17 protein-coding genes are annotated in these 18,062 nt (G+C 69.0%); 12 read left to right on the top strand and 5 right to left on the bottom strand.

All coding sequences use genetic code 11. The features are described from left to right. The first annotated feature begins 71 nt into the window (after positions 1-71). A complete protein-coding gene (locus AB0L64_RS07655) occupies positions 72-1,073 on the top strand; it encodes a sugar phosphate isomerase/epimerase family protein (RefSeq protein ID WP_363708857.1) in 1,002 nt (333 codons plus the stop codon). Here the strand turns inward: AB0L64_RS07655 and AB0L64_RS07650 are convergent. Next, a complete protein-coding gene (locus tag AB0L64_RS07650) occupies positions 1,070-2,137 on the bottom strand; it encodes an epoxide hydrolase family protein (RefSeq protein WP_363708855.1) in 1,068 nt (355 codons plus the stop codon). The two genes, AB0L64_RS07655 and AB0L64_RS07650, sit on opposite strands and share 4 nt — an antisense overlap. Before the next feature lie 23 nt (positions 2,138-2,160). Between AB0L64_RS07650 and AB0L64_RS07645 the strand changes: the two genes are divergently transcribed. Both AB0L64_RS07645 and AB0L64_RS07640 read left to right on the top strand, forming a co-directional pair. Beyond that, positions 2,161-2,475, top strand: a complete 315-nt coding sequence (locus tag AB0L64_RS07645; protein ID WP_359923729.1) for a hypothetical protein — start codon at positions 2,161-2,163, stop codon at positions 2,473-2,475. Next, positions 2,472-3,179, top strand: a complete 708-nt coding sequence (locus tag AB0L64_RS07640; protein ID WP_363708853.1) for a DUF2071 domain-containing protein — start codon at positions 2,472-2,474, stop codon at positions 3,177-3,179. Before AB0L64_RS07645 ends, AB0L64_RS07640 begins: the two co-directional genes overlap by 4 nt. A 39-nt stretch (positions 3,180-3,218) precedes the next feature. Here AB0L64_RS07640 and AB0L64_RS07635 read toward each other — a convergent pair whose 3' ends face one another. Both AB0L64_RS07635 and AB0L64_RS07630 read right to left on the bottom strand, forming a co-directional pair. After that, positions 3,219-3,983 carry a hypothetical protein gene (locus AB0L64_RS07635; RefSeq protein WP_363708851.1) on the bottom strand — a complete coding sequence of 255 codons (765 nt, stop codon included), beginning with the start codon at positions 3,981-3,983 and terminating at the stop codon, positions 3,219-3,221. After that, the gene (locus AB0L64_RS07630; RefSeq protein ID WP_363708849.1) at positions 3,980-4,723 is read right to left on the bottom strand and encodes a hypothetical protein; all 744 of its coding nucleotides are present in this window, start codon (positions 4,721-4,723) and stop codon (positions 3,980-3,982) included. The genes AB0L64_RS07635 and AB0L64_RS07630 overlap by 4 nt, the downstream gene beginning before the upstream one ends. Positions 4,724-4,789: 66 nt before the next feature. Here AB0L64_RS07630 and AB0L64_RS07625 point away from each other — a divergent pair, with 66 nt between their 5' ends. The 3 genes from AB0L64_RS07625 (at position 4,790) to AB0L64_RS07615 (ending at position 6,307) form a co-directional block, all read left to right on the top strand. Further along, complete coding sequence (locus tag AB0L64_RS07625) at positions 4,790-5,284, top strand: MarR family transcriptional regulator (RefSeq protein WP_363708847.1); 495 nt, start codon at positions 4,790-4,792, stop codon at positions 5,282-5,284. 73 nt (positions 5,285-5,357) lie between these two features. Further along, the gene (locus AB0L64_RS07620) at positions 5,358-5,522 is read left to right on the top strand and encodes a hypothetical protein (protein WP_363708845.1); all 165 of its coding nucleotides are present in this window, start codon (positions 5,358-5,360) and stop codon (positions 5,520-5,522) included. Then, the gene (locus AB0L64_RS07615) at positions 5,519-6,307 is read left to right on the top strand and encodes a GNAT family N-acetyltransferase (RefSeq protein WP_363708843.1); all 789 of its coding nucleotides are present in this window, start codon (positions 5,519-5,521) and stop codon (positions 6,305-6,307) included. The genes AB0L64_RS07620 and AB0L64_RS07615 overlap by 4 nt, the downstream gene beginning before the upstream one ends. A gap of 9 nt (positions 6,308-6,316) precedes the next feature. On the opposite strand, the gene AB0L64_RS07610 is transcribed toward AB0L64_RS07615, so the two are convergent. Then, on the bottom strand, positions 6,317-7,111 hold the full coding sequence (locus AB0L64_RS07610; protein WP_363708841.1) for an SGNH/GDSL hydrolase family protein: 795 nt from the start codon (positions 7,109-7,111) through the stop codon (positions 6,317-6,319). Positions 7,112-7,190: 79 nt separating this feature from the next. Between AB0L64_RS07610 and AB0L64_RS07605 the strand changes: the two genes are divergently transcribed. The 6 genes from AB0L64_RS07605 (at position 7,191) to AB0L64_RS07580 (ending at position 15,925) form a co-directional block, all read left to right on the top strand. Then, the gene (locus AB0L64_RS07605; RefSeq protein WP_363708839.1) at positions 7,191-10,163 is read left to right on the top strand and encodes a hypothetical protein; all 2,973 of its coding nucleotides are present in this window, start codon (positions 7,191-7,193) and stop codon (positions 10,161-10,163) included. A gap of 250 nt (positions 10,164-10,413) precedes the next feature. Then, complete coding sequence (locus AB0L64_RS07600) at positions 10,414-12,255, top strand: ABC transporter substrate-binding protein (protein WP_363708837.1); 1,842 nt, start codon at positions 10,414-10,416, stop codon at positions 12,253-12,255. Beyond that, positions 12,252-13,346, top strand: coding sequence for an ABC transporter permease (locus AB0L64_RS07595; protein WP_363708835.1), 1,095 nt, complete (start codon positions 12,252-12,254; stop codon positions 13,344-13,346). Before AB0L64_RS07600 ends, AB0L64_RS07595 begins: the two co-directional genes overlap by 4 nt. A gap of 5 nt (positions 13,347-13,351) precedes the next feature. Beyond that, on the top strand, positions 13,352-14,227 hold the full coding sequence (locus AB0L64_RS07590) for an ABC transporter permease (RefSeq protein WP_363708833.1): 876 nt from the start codon (positions 13,352-13,354) through the stop codon (positions 14,225-14,227). Further along, a complete protein-coding gene (locus tag AB0L64_RS07585; protein ID WP_363708831.1) occupies positions 14,220-15,041 on the top strand; it encodes an ABC transporter ATP-binding protein in 822 nt (273 codons plus the stop codon). The genes AB0L64_RS07590 and AB0L64_RS07585 overlap by 8 nt, the downstream gene beginning before the upstream one ends. Beyond that, positions 15,038-15,925 carry an ATP-binding cassette domain-containing protein gene (locus AB0L64_RS07580; RefSeq protein ID WP_363708829.1) on the top strand — a complete coding sequence of 296 codons (888 nt, stop codon included), beginning with the start codon at positions 15,038-15,040 and terminating at the stop codon, positions 15,923-15,925. Before AB0L64_RS07585 ends, AB0L64_RS07580 begins: the two co-directional genes overlap by 4 nt. Before the next feature lie 96 nt (positions 15,926-16,021). On the opposite strand, the gene AB0L64_RS07575 is transcribed toward AB0L64_RS07580, so the two are convergent. Further along, the gene (locus AB0L64_RS07575) at positions 16,022-18,055 is read right to left on the bottom strand and encodes a phosphocholine-specific phospholipase C (RefSeq protein ID WP_363708827.1); all 2,034 of its coding nucleotides are present in this window, start codon (positions 18,053-18,055) and stop codon (positions 16,022-16,024) included. Between the last annotated feature and the right edge of the window lie 7 nt (positions 18,056-18,062).

Genomic DNA, 18,062 nt, shown 5'->3' with positions numbered 1-18,062 from the left:
CCCGGCGGCGTACACGCGCTCCGGACGCCGCCGGGGACACCCCTGCAGTACCACCCGACAAGGAGAGAAAGATGGCACGACCGATCACGTTGTTCACCGGCCAGTGGGCCGACCTGCCGTTCGAGGAGGTGGCGCGGCTGGCGTCCTCGTGGGGGTACGACGGGCTGGAGATCGCCTGCTGGGGAGACCACCTCGACGTCCGCCGCGCCGCCGAGGACCCGGCGTACGTGCAGGACCGGCTGGACATCTTGGCCAAGCACAACCTGAAGGTGTGGACGATCTCCAACCACCTGCTCGGGCAGGCGGTCTGCGACGACCCGATCGACCAGCGGCACCAGGCGATCCTGCCCGCGCACATCTGGGGCGACGGCGACCCGGAAGGGGTCCGGCAGCGCGCCGCCGAGGAAATGAAGACCACCGCGCGGGCGGCCCGGGCGCTCGGCGTCGACGTGGTCGTCGGCTTCACCGGGTCGTCGATCTGGAAGACGGTCGCGATGTTCCCGCCGGTGCCGCCGGCGATGCTCGAGGCCGGCTACCAGGACTTCGCGGACCGGTGGAACCCGATCCTCGACGTGTTCGACGAGGTCGGGGTGAAGTTCGCGCACGAGGTGCACCCGTCGGAGATCGCCTACGACTACTGGTCGACGACCGCGACGCTGGAGGCGATCGGGCACCGGGAGGCGTTCGGGCTGAACTGGGACCCGTCGCACTTCGTCTGGCAGGACCTGGACCCGGTCGGCTTCCTGTGGGACTTCAAGGACCGGATCTACCACGTCGACTGCAAGGACGCGAAGCGCCAGGTCGGCAACGGGCGGAACGGCCGGATGGGCTCCCACCTCGCCTGGGGCGACCCGCGGCGCGGCTGGGACTTCGTCTCCACCGGCCACGGCGACGTCCCGTGGGAGGCGTGCTTCCGGATGCTCAACTCGATCGGCTACGCCGGCCCGATCTCGGTCGAGTGGGAGGACGCCGGCATGGACCGCCTGGTCGGCGCCGCCGAGGCGCTCCAGTTCGTGAAGTCGCTCGCCTTCGACCCACCGACCGCGTCGTTCGACGCCGCGTTCTCGTCCTAGAACTTCCCGAAGAAGTCCCGGAGGTCCCCGGCCACGAGCTCGGGGACCTCCAGGGCGGCGAAGTGCCCGCCACGGTCGAACTCGCTGTGGTGCACGACGTCGAACTCCCGCTCCACCAGCCGCCGGACCGTGCTGTCGCCCGGAAACACCGCCAGCCCGGTCGGCACCGGGCAGTAGTCGACGTCGGCGCCCCACGAGGCCTGTGCCTCGCGGTAGATCTGCCCTGACGAACCGCCCGTCCCGGTGCACCACGTCAACGTCACCGAGTCCAGGATCCGGTCGTTGCCAATGGCACCTACTCGGTGCCCGTAGTCGTCGTACCACTCGAGATTCCACGCGAGCTGGCCGACCGGGGAGTCCACCAGCGCGTACGCCAGCGTCTGCGGGCGCGTGCTCTGGATCGAGGCGTACCCGGACCGCTCCTGCTGCCATCGTTCCAGCCCGCTCAGGCGCTGTTGCTCGTCCTCGCTCAGCTGCTCACCCTGCGGGAACGCGAGGTAGCCGTCGAGATGCAACCCGAGCACCCGTTCCGGCGCCCTCCGCGCGAGCGCGGCCCCGACCCGCCCACCCCAGTCGTACCCATGCACCCCGTACCGCTCGTACCCCAGCCCTTCCATCAACGTGATCCACGCGCGCGCAATCCGCTCGACGCCCCACCCGGTGGTCAGGGTCGGCCCGGAGAACCCGAACCCCGGCATCGTCGGCACCACGACGGTGAAGTCCTGGGCCAGCGCGTCGATCACGTCCAAGTAGTCAGATCCGGAGCCTGGCCACCCGTGCAGCAGCAACAACGGCGTGCCGGCCGAGCCGGCCCGCAGGCAATGGACCCGCTGGCCGTCGATCTCGGTCACGAACTGGTGGTGCACGTTCAACCGATCCTCGAAGCGCCGCCAGTCGTACGACGTCTGCCAGTGGTCGGTCACCTCCCGCAGTCGCCCGAGTTCCACGCCGTACGACCAGCCGGCGTCCGGCAACTGGTCCGGCCACCGGGTCGCGTCCAGTCGGCGGTGGAGATCGGACAGGTCCTTCGGGGGAACCTCGGCGCGGAAATCTTCGAAGTTCATGCGTCTGACCCTAGACTCCGATCATGAGCAAGTACGTAGCTCGCATCGTCGAGGTGGCTGACCACGGCATCAAGTTCGAGCCGGGGGAGGGGACCACGGTGCCGGACAAGCCGACCGAGGTGAACCTGCTCGGGATGGCGATCGCGCTGGCGTTGGGTGCGGCCGGATACCGGCATCATGCGGAGCAGCGGGACCCGGAGCTGCAGACGCTCGACGCGTTGCTCGCGGGTGACGCGGTGATGCCGTGGAAGCCCGCCGAGCCCGGCACACCGGCGTACCTCGTGTGTGAACTGAACGACGGCAGGCCGACGTGCGAGGTCAGACCGTCGGCGCAGTGAGCTGGCCGGAGGCGCCGGAGCTGCCGCGGCCGCGGATCCTGCGGCAGCGGTGGCTGGATCTGACCTTCGTGCATTGGGCCTTCGCGCCGGACGAGGTCGCGCACTTCTTCCCGCCGGGCACCCGGCCGGACACGTTCGAGGGACGCACGTACGTCGGCCTGGTCCCGTTCCGGATGGTCGGCACCGGGCTCCCGTACGGCCCCGGCGTTCCGTACTTCGGCTCGTTCCTGGAAACGAACATCCGCCTGTACTCCGTGGACGAGACGGGCCGGCGCGGTGTCGTGTTCCTCAGCCTCGACGCGAACCGGCTGGCCGTGGTGGCGGCCGCGCGGACGGTCTTCGGGCTGCCGTACCGCTGGGCACGGATGTGCCACGAACGTCACGGCAACCACCACACGTACACGTCGACCGTCCGCAGCTCCGGCGCCGAGGCGGTCGTCGGCGTCGAAATGGGCGACCGCCTACCTGCCGGCCCACTCGAGGACTTCCTCACCGCACGCTGGGGCCTGCACGTCCATCGCGCCGGCCGAACCTGGTACCTGCCGAACCGCCACCCGCCGTGGATCCTGAACGCCGCGACCCTCACCGCCTTGGAGACCGACGCCCTGCTCAGCTCAGTCGGCCTCGTCCCACCGAAGCGAGACCCCGATCACGTGGCGTTCAGCGCCGGCGTTCCGGCGGAGTTCGCTCGGTGGACTGCGTGATCAGCGCGCTGCGTTCGCGTCGGGGACCCGGTGCAGCTGTCAACGACTCGGCGTCATCAGATCAGCCGTCTGCTGGACGATCCCGGGGATCGGCACCTGGCGTGCCCACCGGTTGACCTCGGTCGCGACCGCTCGTGATCCGGCGGCGTCGCCCTCGTCGCGCAGCAGCATGGCCAGCAAGGTCTGCTGCGCCAACGCGCCCAGCAGGTGGCCGGTCTGCTGCCGCTGCTCGGTGGAGCGTTCCCAGTGCTGCCGGGCGAGGGGGAGATCGCCGGCGGTGTGGGCGTGGTCGCCGAGGTGCCGGAGCGCGTAGGACATCAGCAACGGGTCGTCGGTCTTCTCGCCGAGCCGGAGCGCCGTCGTGTAGTGGGTGAACGCCTCGTCCGGCCGGTCGAGGAGGTTGTCCGCCATGACACCGGCATAGAAGCTGACAGCCCCGCGGCGCCGGTCGTCCGGCGCCTGGTCGATCAGCCGCGCGGCCCGCTCTGCCAACTCGTCGGCGTCGCACTCTGATCCGAACAGTGCGTTCGCGTAGTCCTTGCGAACCTTCAGCATCTCGACGTCCCACGCGATGCTGTCGTCGGCGACCTCATCGACAGCGGTCAACGCGGCCGAGGCGTGATCCGTCTGCTGCGCGAAGTCCCGGTCGACCGCGACTTCGGCCAGTGCCAAGGCCAAGGTACGGCGTTCGCCCGGATCGTCGGCGCGGGTGGCGGTCAGCAGGTCGGTTGCGGCGGCCCATTCGCCGGCGCGCATCAGCTCGGCAGCGGCGGCGACAATGTCGGCGGCGGTGAGTTGGCTCATGCCGGCACCGCCATCAGGTCGGCGGTCCGCTGGGCGATGAACGGGACGTCCAGCTGCCGCGCCCAGCGGTTCGTCTCGGCCGCGAGTGCTCGTGATCCCGCAAGGTCGCCCTCATCGCGGAGCAGAACCGCGAGCGACGCCTGCTGGGCGAGCGCAGGGCGCAGGTGACCGGCCTTCTGGAAGAGCTCGATCGACCGCTCCCACTGGCTTCGCGCGAGCGCCAGGTCGCCGGCCGCGTGTGCGTGATGGCCCAGATGGCGAAGGGCCTGCGCCACCAGCAACTCGTCGCCGCACTTCTCGCCGAGCTCCAACGCGACCTCGTAGTGCGTGCACGCCTCCGCGGGCAGTTCGTACACGTTGTCGGCCACCGCGCCCGCCCAGAAGCTGGCCGTCCCTCGTCGCACGTCGTCGGGCGCCTGCTCGATGAGCGTGCGAGCGCGGTCCCGGAGGTCCGGGTCGCCTGCGTGGAACAGGGCGTTCGCGTAGTCCTTGCGGAACGTCAGCATCGCGAGGTCCCAGGAGTCACCGGGGACCCCCGCGAGTGCGGCTGTGGCGTGGTCGGTTGTCCGGCCGAAGTCCTGGTCGACCGCGACCTCGGCCCGGGTCAGCGCGAGCAGCTCGCGCTCGTCGGGATCGTCGGGGGTGGCCGCGGTCAGCAGGTCGGCTGCGGCGGCCCAGCGGCCGGCGCGCATCAGCTGGACAGCGGCGGCGGCGATGTCGGTGGCTGCGAGGTGGCTCATGGCGGCACAATATTTCGACATCGAAATATTTGACAACTAACCTTCAGTCGCTGAAAAGTTGGACGGGTGAAGGATTTCGTGGACGCCCATGTCGATCTCTGGGCGGGACAGCTGGACGACCTGGATCGCGACGTGGAGGGCATCACGGTGCGGCTGCAGGTGCTGACCCGCTACCTCGAGCGCCGGCGCGAGGCCGTGCTCGCGGCGTACGGGTTGCAGTTGTGGGAGTTCAAGACGCTGCACATGCTCAGGCGCGCGGGCGCGCCGTACCGCGCGACACCGGGCCAACTGGCCCGGCAGCTCGGGATGTCGGCGGCCGCCCTGACCAACCGGCTGGACGCGCTCGAGCGCCGCGGGTACGTCGAGCGCGCGCACGACCGCGACGACCGCCGCAAGGTCGTCGCGACGCTGACGCCGGCGGGGAACGAGCTCTGGCAGCGCGGGATCGGCGACATCCAGCGGGTCGAGGAGGAGCTGGTCCACCACCTGCCCGAGGCCGATCGGACCCGGCTCGACGGCCTGCTGCGGCACCTGGTGCTGGTGACCGAGAAGAATTCCTGACCGCCGATGTCGAGTTCGGCCGATCTGATCCGACCTCCGGGTGTAAGCGCCGAAGAACCCGGAGGACAGACCGATGGAACCGCTGAACCTGATGGTGTCGCTGAGCCACTTCGCGAACGCCGAGCGTGAGAACAAGCACGGACTGAGCCAGCCCGCCGGCCGCCGCCGCGCTCCGAAGGTTCGGGTGACCCGAAATGTGCGGCGGATCTGGGCAAGTCGTGTCAGAGTCACCCCGTGACAGATGCCTCGAAGAACGATTTGCTCGCCGCGTACGACGACCAGCTGCGCGGGACGAGTGAGACCGCCGACGTTCCGACCAGTACCGACGGGCCGGTGATCCGGGTCGAGTACCCGAGCCGCGGGTTCGTCAGCTACCGCTCGCTCGACGGCCTCGACAGCGGCGAGATCGACGCGCTGATCGCCCGCCAGCGTGACTTCTTCGCGGCCAAGGGCCAGGCCGTCGAGTGGAAGCTCCGCGGCCACGATCAGCCGGCCGATCTCCCCGACCGGCTGAAGGCCGCCGGGTTCGAGCCCGAGGAGCAGGAGACCGTACTCGTCGCCGAGAGCGCGGCCGTCGTCGAGCGCCTGCAGGGCCGCGACATGGTCGACGGCATCACGATCCGCCTGGTCGGCGAGCGCGCCGACGTCGAGCGCATCGCCGCGATGGAGTCGACGGTCTGGGGCGAGGACTGGTCCTGGCTGGCCGACGATCTGGTCCGCCGGCAGGCGAGCGGCACCGACGTCTACGTCGCCGAGGCCGGCGGCGAGGTGGTCTCCGCCGCCTGGGCCGTGTACAAGAAGGGCACCCAGTTCACCGGCCTCTGGGGCGGCTCGACCCTTGCCGAGTGGCGCGGCAAGGGCATCTACAAGGCCCTCGTCGCGGTCCGCGCGGCCCGCGCCGCCGAGCTCGGCTACAAATACCTCCACGTCGACGCCTCCGACGACAGCTCCCCGATCCTCCAGCGCCTCGGCTTCGTAGCAGTCACCACCACCACGCCGTACGTCTACACGCCCGCGAAGTAGGGCACGCGTTCAGTCCCGCAGCGTCGCGAGGATCAGCTCGGCGACGGCCTGCATGCCGGCCGCGTTCGGGTGGTACGGGACGAAGCCGCCGAGGGTGGGCGGGAGCATTGTGAAGCCGGTGGTCCACGGCTCGGTCGAGCCGATCGCGTGGTCCCGGCTCGCCGCCGATGCCGCCACGAGGTCGACTCCGGTCGCGGCGGCTGCCTTCGCGAAGGCAGCCGCCAGGCCGTCGGCCATCAGCGCGATGCTCGGCAGTTGCTCCTCGTTCAGCGGTACGTCGAGACGCGGCCGGGTCGCCGGTCCGACCAGGCTGAGGTAGTCGACGAGCAGGATCCGCGCCTCGGGGGATCGCTGCCCGGCCTGCTCGACCACGGCGGTCAGCGAATCCGTGACGGCCTGGTACGCCGCGTCGTCGGTGAGGTAGCTGACCCGCGCACGGATCCGGTTCGCGACCCGGCGGCCGAGGATCGTCGCGGGTTTCGCGATCGTGTTCAGGAAACTCCCGCGCAGGAACCTGCCGACGTACTCGAGGTCGTTGCCGCCGGCCGTGATCGTGACGAGGGCCGTGTCCGGCGTGAGCGCTTCCAGTTGCGGCGGCGCGTCGTCCTGCCGGGTGTCGAGCAGGTGCGCGGTCGTGGCGCCGGAGTACGAGACGTCGATCAGGTCGAGGCCGAGCTCGCGCGCGACCAGGTGCGCGTAGTTGTTGCCCGAGCGGCCTGCCGGCGGGTGCTCGATCGGGCTGATCCCCGGGCCGGCCGCGAACGAGCTGCCGAGTGCGACGTACCGACTGCCGGATGTGATCACCGCACCACGATAGATGATGGCTCCCACCCCTCCACCGGACGAAGAAACCCGGTGCCCGGCGGTACGGCATACTGCGTCGGTGACTGACGACGCCTTCGGTACGACGGGAATCCGCGAACGGGTGCTGGCCGGGTGGGCAGCGGCCCCCGTACGGTTCCGCGAGGACGCCAACGCCGAGGAGGAACTCGCCCTCGGCGGGTACGTCGACCGGCTGGTCGTCGAACTGGCCCAGAACGCCGCCGACGCAGCTGCCCGCGCCGGCACTCCCGGCCGAGTGCTGTACGAGTTCCGCAACAACACCCTCGTCGTGGCCAACACCGGCGCTCCGCTCGACGCAGCAGGCGTCGAGTCGCTCGCAACCCTGCGCGCGTCGGCGAAGCGCGAGGTGCTGACAACCGGGCCGGACGACGCGGGGGAGCCCGTGGGGCGGTTCGGGGTCGGGTTCTCTGCCGTGCTGGCGGTGACGGACGAGCCGGTGGTGTTGTCCCGGACCGGCGGGGTGCGGTTCTCGAAGCCGGACACCGCGGCAGCGATCGCCGACCTCGGCAGCGCGTCCCTCGACACCGAACTCCGCCGTCGCGACGGGCAGGTGCCGGTTCTGCGGCTGCCGTTCGCGACCGAAGGCGAACCTCCCGCCGGGTACGACACCGCCGTCATCCTCCCGCTCCGCGACGAGGCCGCCGCCGCCCTGGTCCGCCGCCTGCTTGCCGAAGCCGACGATGCTCTCCTCCTCGCTCTCCCCGGCCTGGAACGCATCGAGATCGAGACCGAGGACGGCCACCGGATCCTGGAGAACGTCAATGCCCGCTGGCACATCCACCGGACCGCCGGCACTCTCGACCCGGCTCTTCTCGCCGACCGCCCCACCGAAGAGCGGAGCCGGCCGAACTGGTCCGTCGTGTGGGCCCTCCCACGCGGACCGCTCACCGAACTGCCCGGAGTCGTCCACGCGCCGACCCCGACCGATGAGCCGTTGGCACTACCCGCGTTGCTGTTGGCAACCTTCCCGCTCGACTCCACCCGGCGGCACGTGGCGAAAGGCCCGCTGACGGATCGGCTCGTCGAGGAGGCGGCGACAGCGTACGCACAACTGCTGCAGGAGCGAGCCGCGGAGGGCGACGACGTACTGCGGCTCGTGCCCACCGGTCTCGCGGCGGGTGCACTCGATCGAATGCTCCGCGACGAGATCCTCACAACCCTGCCCCGGACCCCGATGATCCAGGGCGTCGACGGCGCCGTACTGCGGCCGTCGGAGGCGGTGCTGGTGGAGGGCGCCGACGAGGCGTTCAACGCTGTACTCGCACCACTCGTCCCGGGGTTGATCCACGCTCGCCGTGAGGACCGGATCGCGCTGGAGGCCTTGCAGGTAAAGCGTCTCGAGCTCGCCGAGGTGGTGGACCAACTAGGGGGAGAAGAGCCGCCGGACTGGTGGCGCGCGCTCTACACCAGCCTCGCGACGATGACCACCGACCCGCTGATCCGCGAATCGCTCGGCACCGTCCCGGTCCCGCTCGCCGACGGCCGGCTCGTCCGCGGCGCCCGCGGACTGCTGCTGCCCGGGCCCGAGATCCCGGTCGGTACGCTCGCCGCCTTCGGTGCGTACGGCGTTCGCGTCGTCCACCCGGACGCCGTCGACCCGGTCCTCGAACGTCTCGGCGCGATCCCCGCGACACCCCGCTCGCTCCTCGAGGACGGCGCGGTCCGGGCCGCGGTCGAGCACTCCGCCGACGCCGACGATCCGGGCGCGATCGCGGATGCCGTGCTCAGCCTGATCGCCGCCGACCCGGCGCAGGCCGACGGACTCTGGTGGCTGTCCGACCTCGTCCTGCGCGACGCCGACGGCGACCTCGTGCCCGCGAACGCCTTGGTGGTCGAGGGTTCCGACGCGCACGCGGTCCTCGACGCCGAGGAAGTCGCACCGATCGCGCGCGACGTCCTCGACCGCTACGGACTGCCCGCGCTGGAGGCCGTCGGCGTCCTCGCGTCGCTCGGTGTGGTCGCGGCGTCCGACGTCACGCTCGACCGGTTGCCCGAGGCCCTCCAGGATCTCGACGGCATCGAGGACTGGGCGTACGACGTCGCCCCGGACGGATCCCGCTTCGGTGCGACCGTCGGTGAACTCGAGGCGATCCGCGACCTCGACTGGATCACCGAGGACAGCTGGCCGAAAGTCCTGCAGCTGCTGGGATCCGACCCGGCGCTGCGCCGCGCGCTCGTCACTCAGGTACGGGTCGTCGGCCCGGACGACCGGCCGCTCGGCGTACCGTCGTACGCGGCCTGGTGGATCCGTGAGCACGTCCTGCTCGACGACGGCGAACCGCTGGCCGGGCGGGCCGACCCCGACGCCGAACCGGTGCTCGCGACCTTCCTCGACCCAGCGCCCGCCTGGACCGCCGGGCTCGATCCCGAGGTCCGGACGGCGGCCGGCCTGGTCCGTGACGTCACCGACCTCGACGCCGACGGCCTCGCCCTGGTGCTCGACCGGCTGGCGGACACCGAGCGCGAGGTGGACGAGGCGTCGATCCTTCGGCTGTGGAACCGGCTCGGGACGCTCGCGCTGTTCCCCGGCGACGCCCCGGCCCGGGTCCGGGTGCTCGACGCCGACGGGACGACCCGGGTGACCGACGCGGAGCACGCCGTGGTGGTCGACGGTCCGATGTGGGTCCAGCGGGACGACCTCGGCGGGTTCGTGATCGGATCCGGCGCGGCGGCGGACGGGCTCAGCGACCTGTTCGACGTCCCGCTCGCCCAGGAAGTTGCCGAGGGCAAGCTTGGCACCGCCGGGACGGAGGCCGACGTCCCGGCGCTGGTCGGTGAGCTGGTGCCCGAGGTGCCGGCGACCTGGTGGGAGCACGAGGAGCTCACCGTCGACGGCGTCGAGGTGTCGTGGTGGGTGGACGCCGACGGCGCCCCGCACGCGGCCACCTTCGACGGGCTGGCGAAGGCGCTCGCCTGGGCCGCCGGGCGCTGGGACCGGCGGCATGTGATCCGCGCGGTTCTCAACGAACCGGACCGATCCGTGGAACTTCTGGTCGACGCCGTCTACGACTGACCGGAACCGGCCGCAGGGCCTGAAAATACACTCCGCGTGACCGTCGCTGGAAGCGTTTCCGCGTACGGCGTCACGGAGAGCGAGCCAACGTTGTCATCGGTTGGTATATCGACTGATCTGCGGATATAACCTCACGGTTTCAACGTGGGAATGAACTCTTGCCAACGTTGTCAGGCCTACTTATAGTCCGTGGCACCTCTCGGTCGGTGATCAGCTCGTCCGCGCAACGGAAACGGAGGTGACTTTCGTCATGAACGAAGCACCGCGGCCCCAGTTCGAAGACGTCAACGACGTCGTCCGCTATCAACTGAGTCGGCGAAGCCTGGTCGGAGGAGGTGCCGCGGCCGCGATGACCGCCTTCCTGGCGGCCTGCTCCGGCGGTGGCTCCTCGTACTCCGACAAACCGGCGAACAACAACAAGCCCGTCGCCACCAAGTCGATCCAGATCGGCAAGGCCAACATCCCGGTGCCGCGGGACCAGGCGGTCATCGTGGGCCAGGTCGAGTACACGGTCTTCGACAGCTTCAACGGGATGATCCCGAACGGCTCGCCCGGCGGCGCCGGCGTCGAGCTCAGCACCGAGCCGCTGTTCTACCTCAGCTTCGCCACCGGCGAGATGAAGCCGTGGCTGGCCACCGAGTACAAGTACAACGACGACTTCACCGAGGTCACGTTCAAGTTCGACCCGAAGGCGCACTGGAACGACGGCAAGCCGCTCGGCGCCGCCGACTTCAAGTTCACGATCATGCTGCTGAAGGACCGGCCGGACCTGTTCGGCGGCGGCGGTGAGCTCAAGGAGTTCGTCAAGGCCATCGACGTTCCGGACGCGCAGACCGCGGTCGTCAAGATGCTCAAGCCCGCGCCCCGGTTCCACTACAACTTCATCTCCGCGATCGCCGGTCCGCCGCTCGGCATCATGCCCGAGCACATCTGGAAGACCCAGGACCCGACCAAGTACAAGGACAACCCGCCGGTGCACAGCGGGCCGTACAAGCTGAAGCAGGCGATCCGGAACCAGAAGATGTTCGTCTGGGAGAAGGACCCGAACTACTGGAACAAGGACAAGCTCGACGTCAAGCCGCAGTACGTCGTGTTCCAGAGCACGTCGAAGCAGCTCGACCAGGCGTCGCTGGCCTTCGAGCGCGCGGAGTTCGACGTCGGCTCGGTGGACGAGCAGCACGCCAAGCAGCTGCGCAACACCGGCTACCCGAACCTGCAGACCACGCAGTTCCACGACCCGAACCCGCGGGTGATGTGGCTGAACTGCGACCCGGCGCGGGGCGTGATCTCGGAGCCGAAGATGCGCTGGGCGATCAACTACTGCCTGGACCGGGAGAAGATCGGCAAGTCCATCTGGCCGGTTCCGGTGCCGCCGGCCCAGTACCCGTGGGCGGACTACCCGACCAACGACAAGTGGAAGGACGACGAGATCGCGAACAAGTACAAGTTCGAGTTCTCGCCGCAGAAGGCCACCCAGTTGCTCGACGAGATCGCCCCGAAGAACGCCGCCGGCAAGCGGACGTACAAGGGCAAGGAGATCAATCTCGAGATCATCACGCCGTCGCCGGTCGACGGTGGTGAGTACGCGATCGCGAACGTGCTGAAGACCGAGCTCGCGAAGGTCGGCGTCCCGGCCACGCTGCGCAGCCTGGCCGGCAACGTGCACGACGAGAAGTTCCAGCGCGGCGAGTACGACATCGACTCCAGCTGGGCCGGGATCGCGATCGACCCGGAGCAGCTCTACACCGACTGGACCAGCGACAAGTACCAGCCGATCGGCAAGAACGCGGCCGGCAAGAACAAGCTGCGGTTCCGGAACGCGAAGTTCGACGAGGTGTCCAAGAAGCTGGCCGGGCTGAACCCGGAGAGCGAGGAGGCCAAGCCGCTGCTGAAGGAGGCGCTGGAGATCTACTTCCAGGAGCTCCCGATGCTGTCGGTGATCCAGACCGGCTACCCGTCGTACTTCAACACCACCTTCTGGAAGGGCTGGCCGACCGACGACGACCTGTACGAGGTGCCGCTGAACTGGTGGCAGCACTTCATCTTCGTCCTCGGCAAGATCGAGCCCACCGGGCAGAAGGGCCCGGCGTGACGGCGGAAGCCCCGCCGGTGGTAGCTGTCGACAAGAGCCAGGCCTCCGCACCCCGATCGGGGGTGCGGGCCTGGCTGTCGCGGCATCCGCTGGCGGCGTATGCCCTGCGCAGGCTCGGGTTGTACGTGGTCGAGCTGTGGGGCGCCCTGACCATCGCGTTCTTCTTCTTCCGGCTGATGCCGGGTGACCCGATCAACACGCTGATCCAGACCCTGCAGCAGAACTACATCTACAACCAGACCGCGAGTGCGGAGATCATCGCCCGCTACAAGCACGAGTTCGGCCTGGACGGGAACCTGCTGACGCAGTACGTGACGTACATGCAGAAGCTGGTGCTGCACGGCGACCTCGGCCCGAGCCTGATCAACTACCCGACGCCGGCCCAGACCGTCATCCTCCGGTCGTTGCCCTGGACCATCGGTCTGCTCGGCATCTCGGCGGTGCTGGCCTGGATCCTCGGCGTCGTGATCGGCGCGATCGCCGGCTGGCGGCGCGGCAAGCTCGGCTCCGCGATCGCCACCAACCTGTCGATCGCGCTGTCGCACGTGCCGTACTTCTTCGTCGCGCTGATCCTGGTGTACGTCTTCGCGTACTCGATGGGCGTGTTGCCTGCGAGATCGGCGTACGACTCCAACATCAATCCCGGGATCACGCCGGAGTTCATCGGCAGCGTGCTCAAGTACGGACTGCTGCCCGGTCTGTCGATCGTGATCATCGGGACGTTCAGCTGGATCCTGTCCACCCGGATGCTGATGATCCCCGTGCTCGGCGAGGACTACCTGGTGTACGCCGAGGCGAAGGGCCTGAAGGGCTGGCGGATCCTGACCCGGTACGCGCTGCGCAACTGCTACCTCCCGCAGATCACCGCGTTCGGCATCTCGCTCGGCTTCATCTTCAACGGCAACGTGCTGGTCGAGCAGCTGTTCAACTACCCGGGGCTCGGCACCACGCTGGTCACCGCGATCCAGCAGCTCGACTTCAACACGATCCTCGGCGTCACCGACATCGCGATCTTCTCGGTGCTGACCGCTGTCCTGCTCCTCGACCTCTTGCTCCCGCTGCTCGACCCGCGGGTCAAGTACTGGAAGTGATGGCGATGAGAATCCTGACCGCGGTACTGCGGACGATCCGGCACAGCAGGCGCCTCGCGACCGGACTGGTGATCCTCGGGGCGCTGGTGCTGATCGCGCTGTTCAGCCCGCTGATCAGCAAGGCCATCGGTGGTGGCCAGGACCCGATCGAGCTGGCGGCGTACGACAAGTGGCTGGTCCCCGGACCCGATCACCTGCTGGGCACCGACCAGTTCGGCCGCGACGTGTTCGCGATGGTGGTGAAGGCGCTCTCGGTCTCACTGCAGATCGGCGCGATCGCCGGTGTCATCTCGACGGTCGCCGGTGTCGTCGTCGCGTTCGTCGCCGGCTACAAGGGCGGCTGGATCGACAACGTGCTCTCGACGTTCACCGGGATCCTGCTCGTCATCCCGACGTTCCCGCTGCTGATCGCGCTGTCGGCGTACGCGAAGAACGTCAGCCTGTTCCAGGTCGGCGTGATGATCTCGATCTTCTCCTGGCCGTTCGCGGCCAAGACGATCCGGTCCCAGGTGCTCAGCCTGCGCACCCGGCCGTACGTCGACCTGGCGCGGGTCAGCAAGTCGCGCGACCTGGAGATCATCGTCACCGAACTGCTGCCGAACCTGCTGCCGTTCATCGGCGTCGGGTTCGCGTCGTCGGCGCTGGGCGCGATCTTCGGCCTGGTCGGACTCGAGATCATCGGCCTCGGGCCGGGCGGCGTGATCGACCTCGGCCAGATCATCTTCAACGCGATCGGCACCGGTGCGCTGACGCTCGGAGCGTGGCCGATGTTCGTCGTACCGATCGCGCTGCTGACGCTGCTGTTCGCGGCGCTGAACATGGTGAACATCGGGTTGGAAGAGGTCTACAACCCGCGGCTGAGGGGAGTGGCCGGTGAGTGACGTGTCCGGGAACGTCCTGGAGGTCAAGGGACTCGAGGTCGCCTACTCCACCAACCGCGGCGACGTGCAGGCGGTCCGCGGGATCGACCTCGACGTCCGCCGCGGCGAGATCCTCGGGATCGCGGGGGAGTCGGGCAGCGGGAAGAGTACCCTCGCGGTCGCGCTGCTGCGGCTCCTGAAGGCGCCCGGCAAGGTGACGGGCGGTTCGGCGATGTTCCATCCGGCCGGCCGATCGCCGGTCGACCTGCTGAAGGTGCAGGGCGAGGAACTGCGGGTGCTGCGGTGGTCGGCGCTGTCCTATCTCCCGCAGGGCTCGATGAGCTCGCTGAACCCGGTGATGCGCGTCGAGGACCAGTTCAAGGACGTCATCCTCGAACACGCGCCGCAGCGCAGGGACTCCTTGGGCGAGCTGATTCCGCGGCTACTGGCGCAGGTGGGTCTCGAGCCGCGGGTGGCCCGGATGTACCCGCACGAGCTGTCCGGTGGGATGAAGCAGCGGATTCTGATGGCGATCGCGGTCGCGCTGGAGCCCGACCTGGTGATCGCCGACGAGCCGACCACCGCGCTGGACGTGACGATCCAGCGGGTGATCCTGCAGTCGCTCGCCGATCTGCGCACCGACTTCGGCGTCACGCTGATGGTGATCTCGCACGACATGGGCGTGCACGCACAGCTCGCCGACCGGGTCGCGGTGATGTACGAGGGCCGGCTGGTCGAGGTGGGCGGCGTACGGCAGGTGTTCAAGGATCCGCAGGACCCGTACACCCGGCAGCTGATCGATTCGATCCCGCAGGTCGGACGGAGGGCTTCATGAAGTCGGAACTCGAACTCCGTGGCGTACAGCAACGGTTCCACGCCCGCGGGGTCGCGGAAGGGTACGTGACCGCGGTCGACGACGTCAGCTTCACGCTGGCCGCGTCGCCGCCGCAGATCGTCAGCCTGGTCGGCCAGAGCGGCAGCGGGAAGAGCACGATCGCCCGCAACGTGCTCGGCCTGCAGAAGCCCACGGCCGGATCGGTGCTGTACGGCGGGAAGGACATCTTCAAGCTGAGCCGGGCCGAGTACGACGAGTACCGGCGCGACGTGCAGCCGGTCTTCCAGGACCCGTACGCGATCTTCAACCCGTTCTACCGGGTGGATCGCGTGCTCTGGAAGGCGGTGAAGAAGTTCAAGCTCGCGGACACCCGCGCCAAGGGCCTCGAGCTGATCGAGGAGTCGCTGCGCGCCGTCCGGCTGGAGCCGGAGAACGTGCTCGGGCGGTACCCGCACCAGTTGTCCGGCGGTCAGCGGCAGCGCATCATGCTGGCCCGCGTGCACATGCTGCGGCCGTCGTTCATCATCGCCGACGAGCCGGTGTCGATGCTGGACGCCCAGGTGCGCCGGCACTTCCTGGACATCCTGCTCGACTTCCAGCGCGAGCACGGCATGACGACGCTGTTCATCACCCACGACCTGTCCACGGTCTACTACCTCGGCGGCGAGGTCATGGTCATCACCAAGGGCCAGATCGTCGAACGCGGCCCGGTCTCCGAGGTGATGCACGAGCCGTCGCACGCGTACACGAAGCTCCTCCTGGACTCCATCCCGCAACCCGACCCCGACCAGCGCTGGACCAGCCGCATCGCGGTCGACGAACTCGACCAGGTCGACGACAACACCCCGGCCGACACGACAAAACCGGAAGCCCCGATCCTCTGACGTTTCAGGGGTTCACCGTCCGCGTTGCCCCTTCACCCCTCGCATGCAGCGGGTGAAGGGGCAAGCGGCGAGGTGAACCCCTCGAACGATCCCGGATCAGACGGTCTTGATCGCGGGGTCGCTCACGCCCGCGGCGCCGGTTTCGACGTGGCCGGCGAAGCGGCGCAGGTAGGCGGTGTCGGCGGTGGTGGTGACGGAGACGTCGTACCAGCGGTTCGTGGTGGTGACGGTGTAGGTGGTCTTGCCCGTGCGGAGGGCGATCTGCTTCGGCGTGCCGCCGTAGGAGTTGGTGAGGGTGACCGTGCGGGCGGCGTCGGAGGTGAAGGTGAGGTCGACGTTGCCGGTGGCCGGGTTCTCGCGGGCGGTGATCTCCAGGCCGGTGGCGGGCTTGCCCTTGAAGGTGCGGAGGAAGCCGTTCGGGCCGTGCACCGTGAGGTCGGTGACGCCGCCCGAGTAGATCGGGTTCCAGCTGTCGGCGACCGTCTTGCCGGCCTCGGTGGTGTACGTCCACGGACCGTCGGTGCGGTTCGCGGACGTGATCAGGAACTGCGCGCCGGCGCGTGCCCCGGACCCGAACGTCAGCCGGTACTTGCCGTCGGCAACGGCCCCGTCGACGACCGGTGCGTACGGCAGCGGACGGGTACGACGGGAGCCGCGCTCCTGGGCCGGAAGCTGACCGACCGCGGGCGGCGTCGGGACGTAGTCCGGGTGCCGCTTGTTGTCCGGCGGCTCATAGGCGCTGGTGTCCGGCAGCTGCGCCGGGCGCGTGGCCGACGTACCGAAGTCGAACGCCGAGGTCAGGTCGCCGCAGATCGCGCGGCGCCACGGCGAGATGTTCGGCTCGTGGACGCCGAACCGCGTCTCCATGAACCGGATGATCGACGTGTGGTCGAACACCTCCGAGCACGTGTAGCCGCCGGTGCTCCACGGTGACACAACCAGCATCGGGACGCGCTGACCGAGACCGTACTGGCCGTGCGCGGCCTTGCTGCCGGTGTAGAGGTCCGGGTTCGGGTCGACGGTCGACAGGCCCTGGTTGGCGTCCATCGGCGGGTACGGCGGTACGACATGGTCGAAGAAGCCGTCGTTCTCGTCATAGGTGATGAACAGCGCGGTCTTGCTCCACACTTCGGGGTTCGCGGTGAGCGCGTCGAGGACCTGGGAGATGTACCAGGCGCCGTAGTTGGCCGGCCAGTTCGGGTGCTCGGTGAACGCCTCCGGCGCCGCGATCCAGGAGATCTTCGGCAGCCGGTTGTTCTGCACGTCCGCGGCGAGCTGGGCGAACAGGCTCTCGCCGGCCTTCGCGTTCGTGCCGGTGCGCGCCTTGTCGTACAAGGGGTTCCCGGGCTGCGCGTTGCGGTAGTTGTTGAAGTACAGCAGCGAGTTGTCGCCGTAGTTGCCGCGGTAGGCGTCGTTGATCCAGCCCCAGCTGCCTCCCGCGTCCAGGCCGTCGCCGATGTCCTGGTAGATCTTCCACGAGACACCGGCCTGCTCGAGCCGTTCCGGGTACGTCGTCCAGCCGTAGCCGGCCTCGTCGTTGCCGAGGACCGGGCCGCCGCCGGTGCCGTCGTTGCCCGTGTAGCCGGTCCACATGTAGTACCGGTTCGGGTCGGTGGAGCCCATGAACGAGGTGTGGTAGGCGTCGCACACGGTGAACTTGTCCGCGAGCGCGTAATGGAACGGGATGTCCTCGCGGGTCAGGTACGCCATCGTCGTCGGGCTCTTCGCCGGGATCCATTGGTCGTACTTGCCGTTGTTGAACGCCTGGTGCGCGTCCGGCCAGCTGTGCGCGAGGTCCTGGATGAACTGCAGACCGAGGTTGTCCGCCTCCGGCCGGAACGGCAGGATCTCCTTGCCGAGCGCGTTCTTCTGGTAGAACGTCGGCTTCCCGCTCGGCAGTGTGACCGGCCGCGGGTCACCGAAACCGCGGACGCCGTTCATGGTGCCGAAGTAGTGGTCGAAGGACCGGTTCTCCTGCATCAGCACGACGATGTGCTCGACGTCCTGGATGCTGCCGAAGCGGCGGTGCGCCGGGATCGCGGCGGCCTGCTCGATACTGTCCGCCATCGCGGCGAACGCGGCCGACGCACCGGCCAGCTGCAGGAATCTCCGGCGATTGATGTCTGGCATGCGGGTC

The sequence above is a fragment of the Kribbella sp. NPDC051936 genome (assembly GCF_040680955.1).
GTDB lineage: Bacteria > Actinomycetota > Actinomycetes > Propionibacteriales > Kribbellaceae > Kribbella.
Note: the sequence above shows the minus strand (reverse complement) of the source record. Positions and strands in the feature narration are given on the sequence as shown.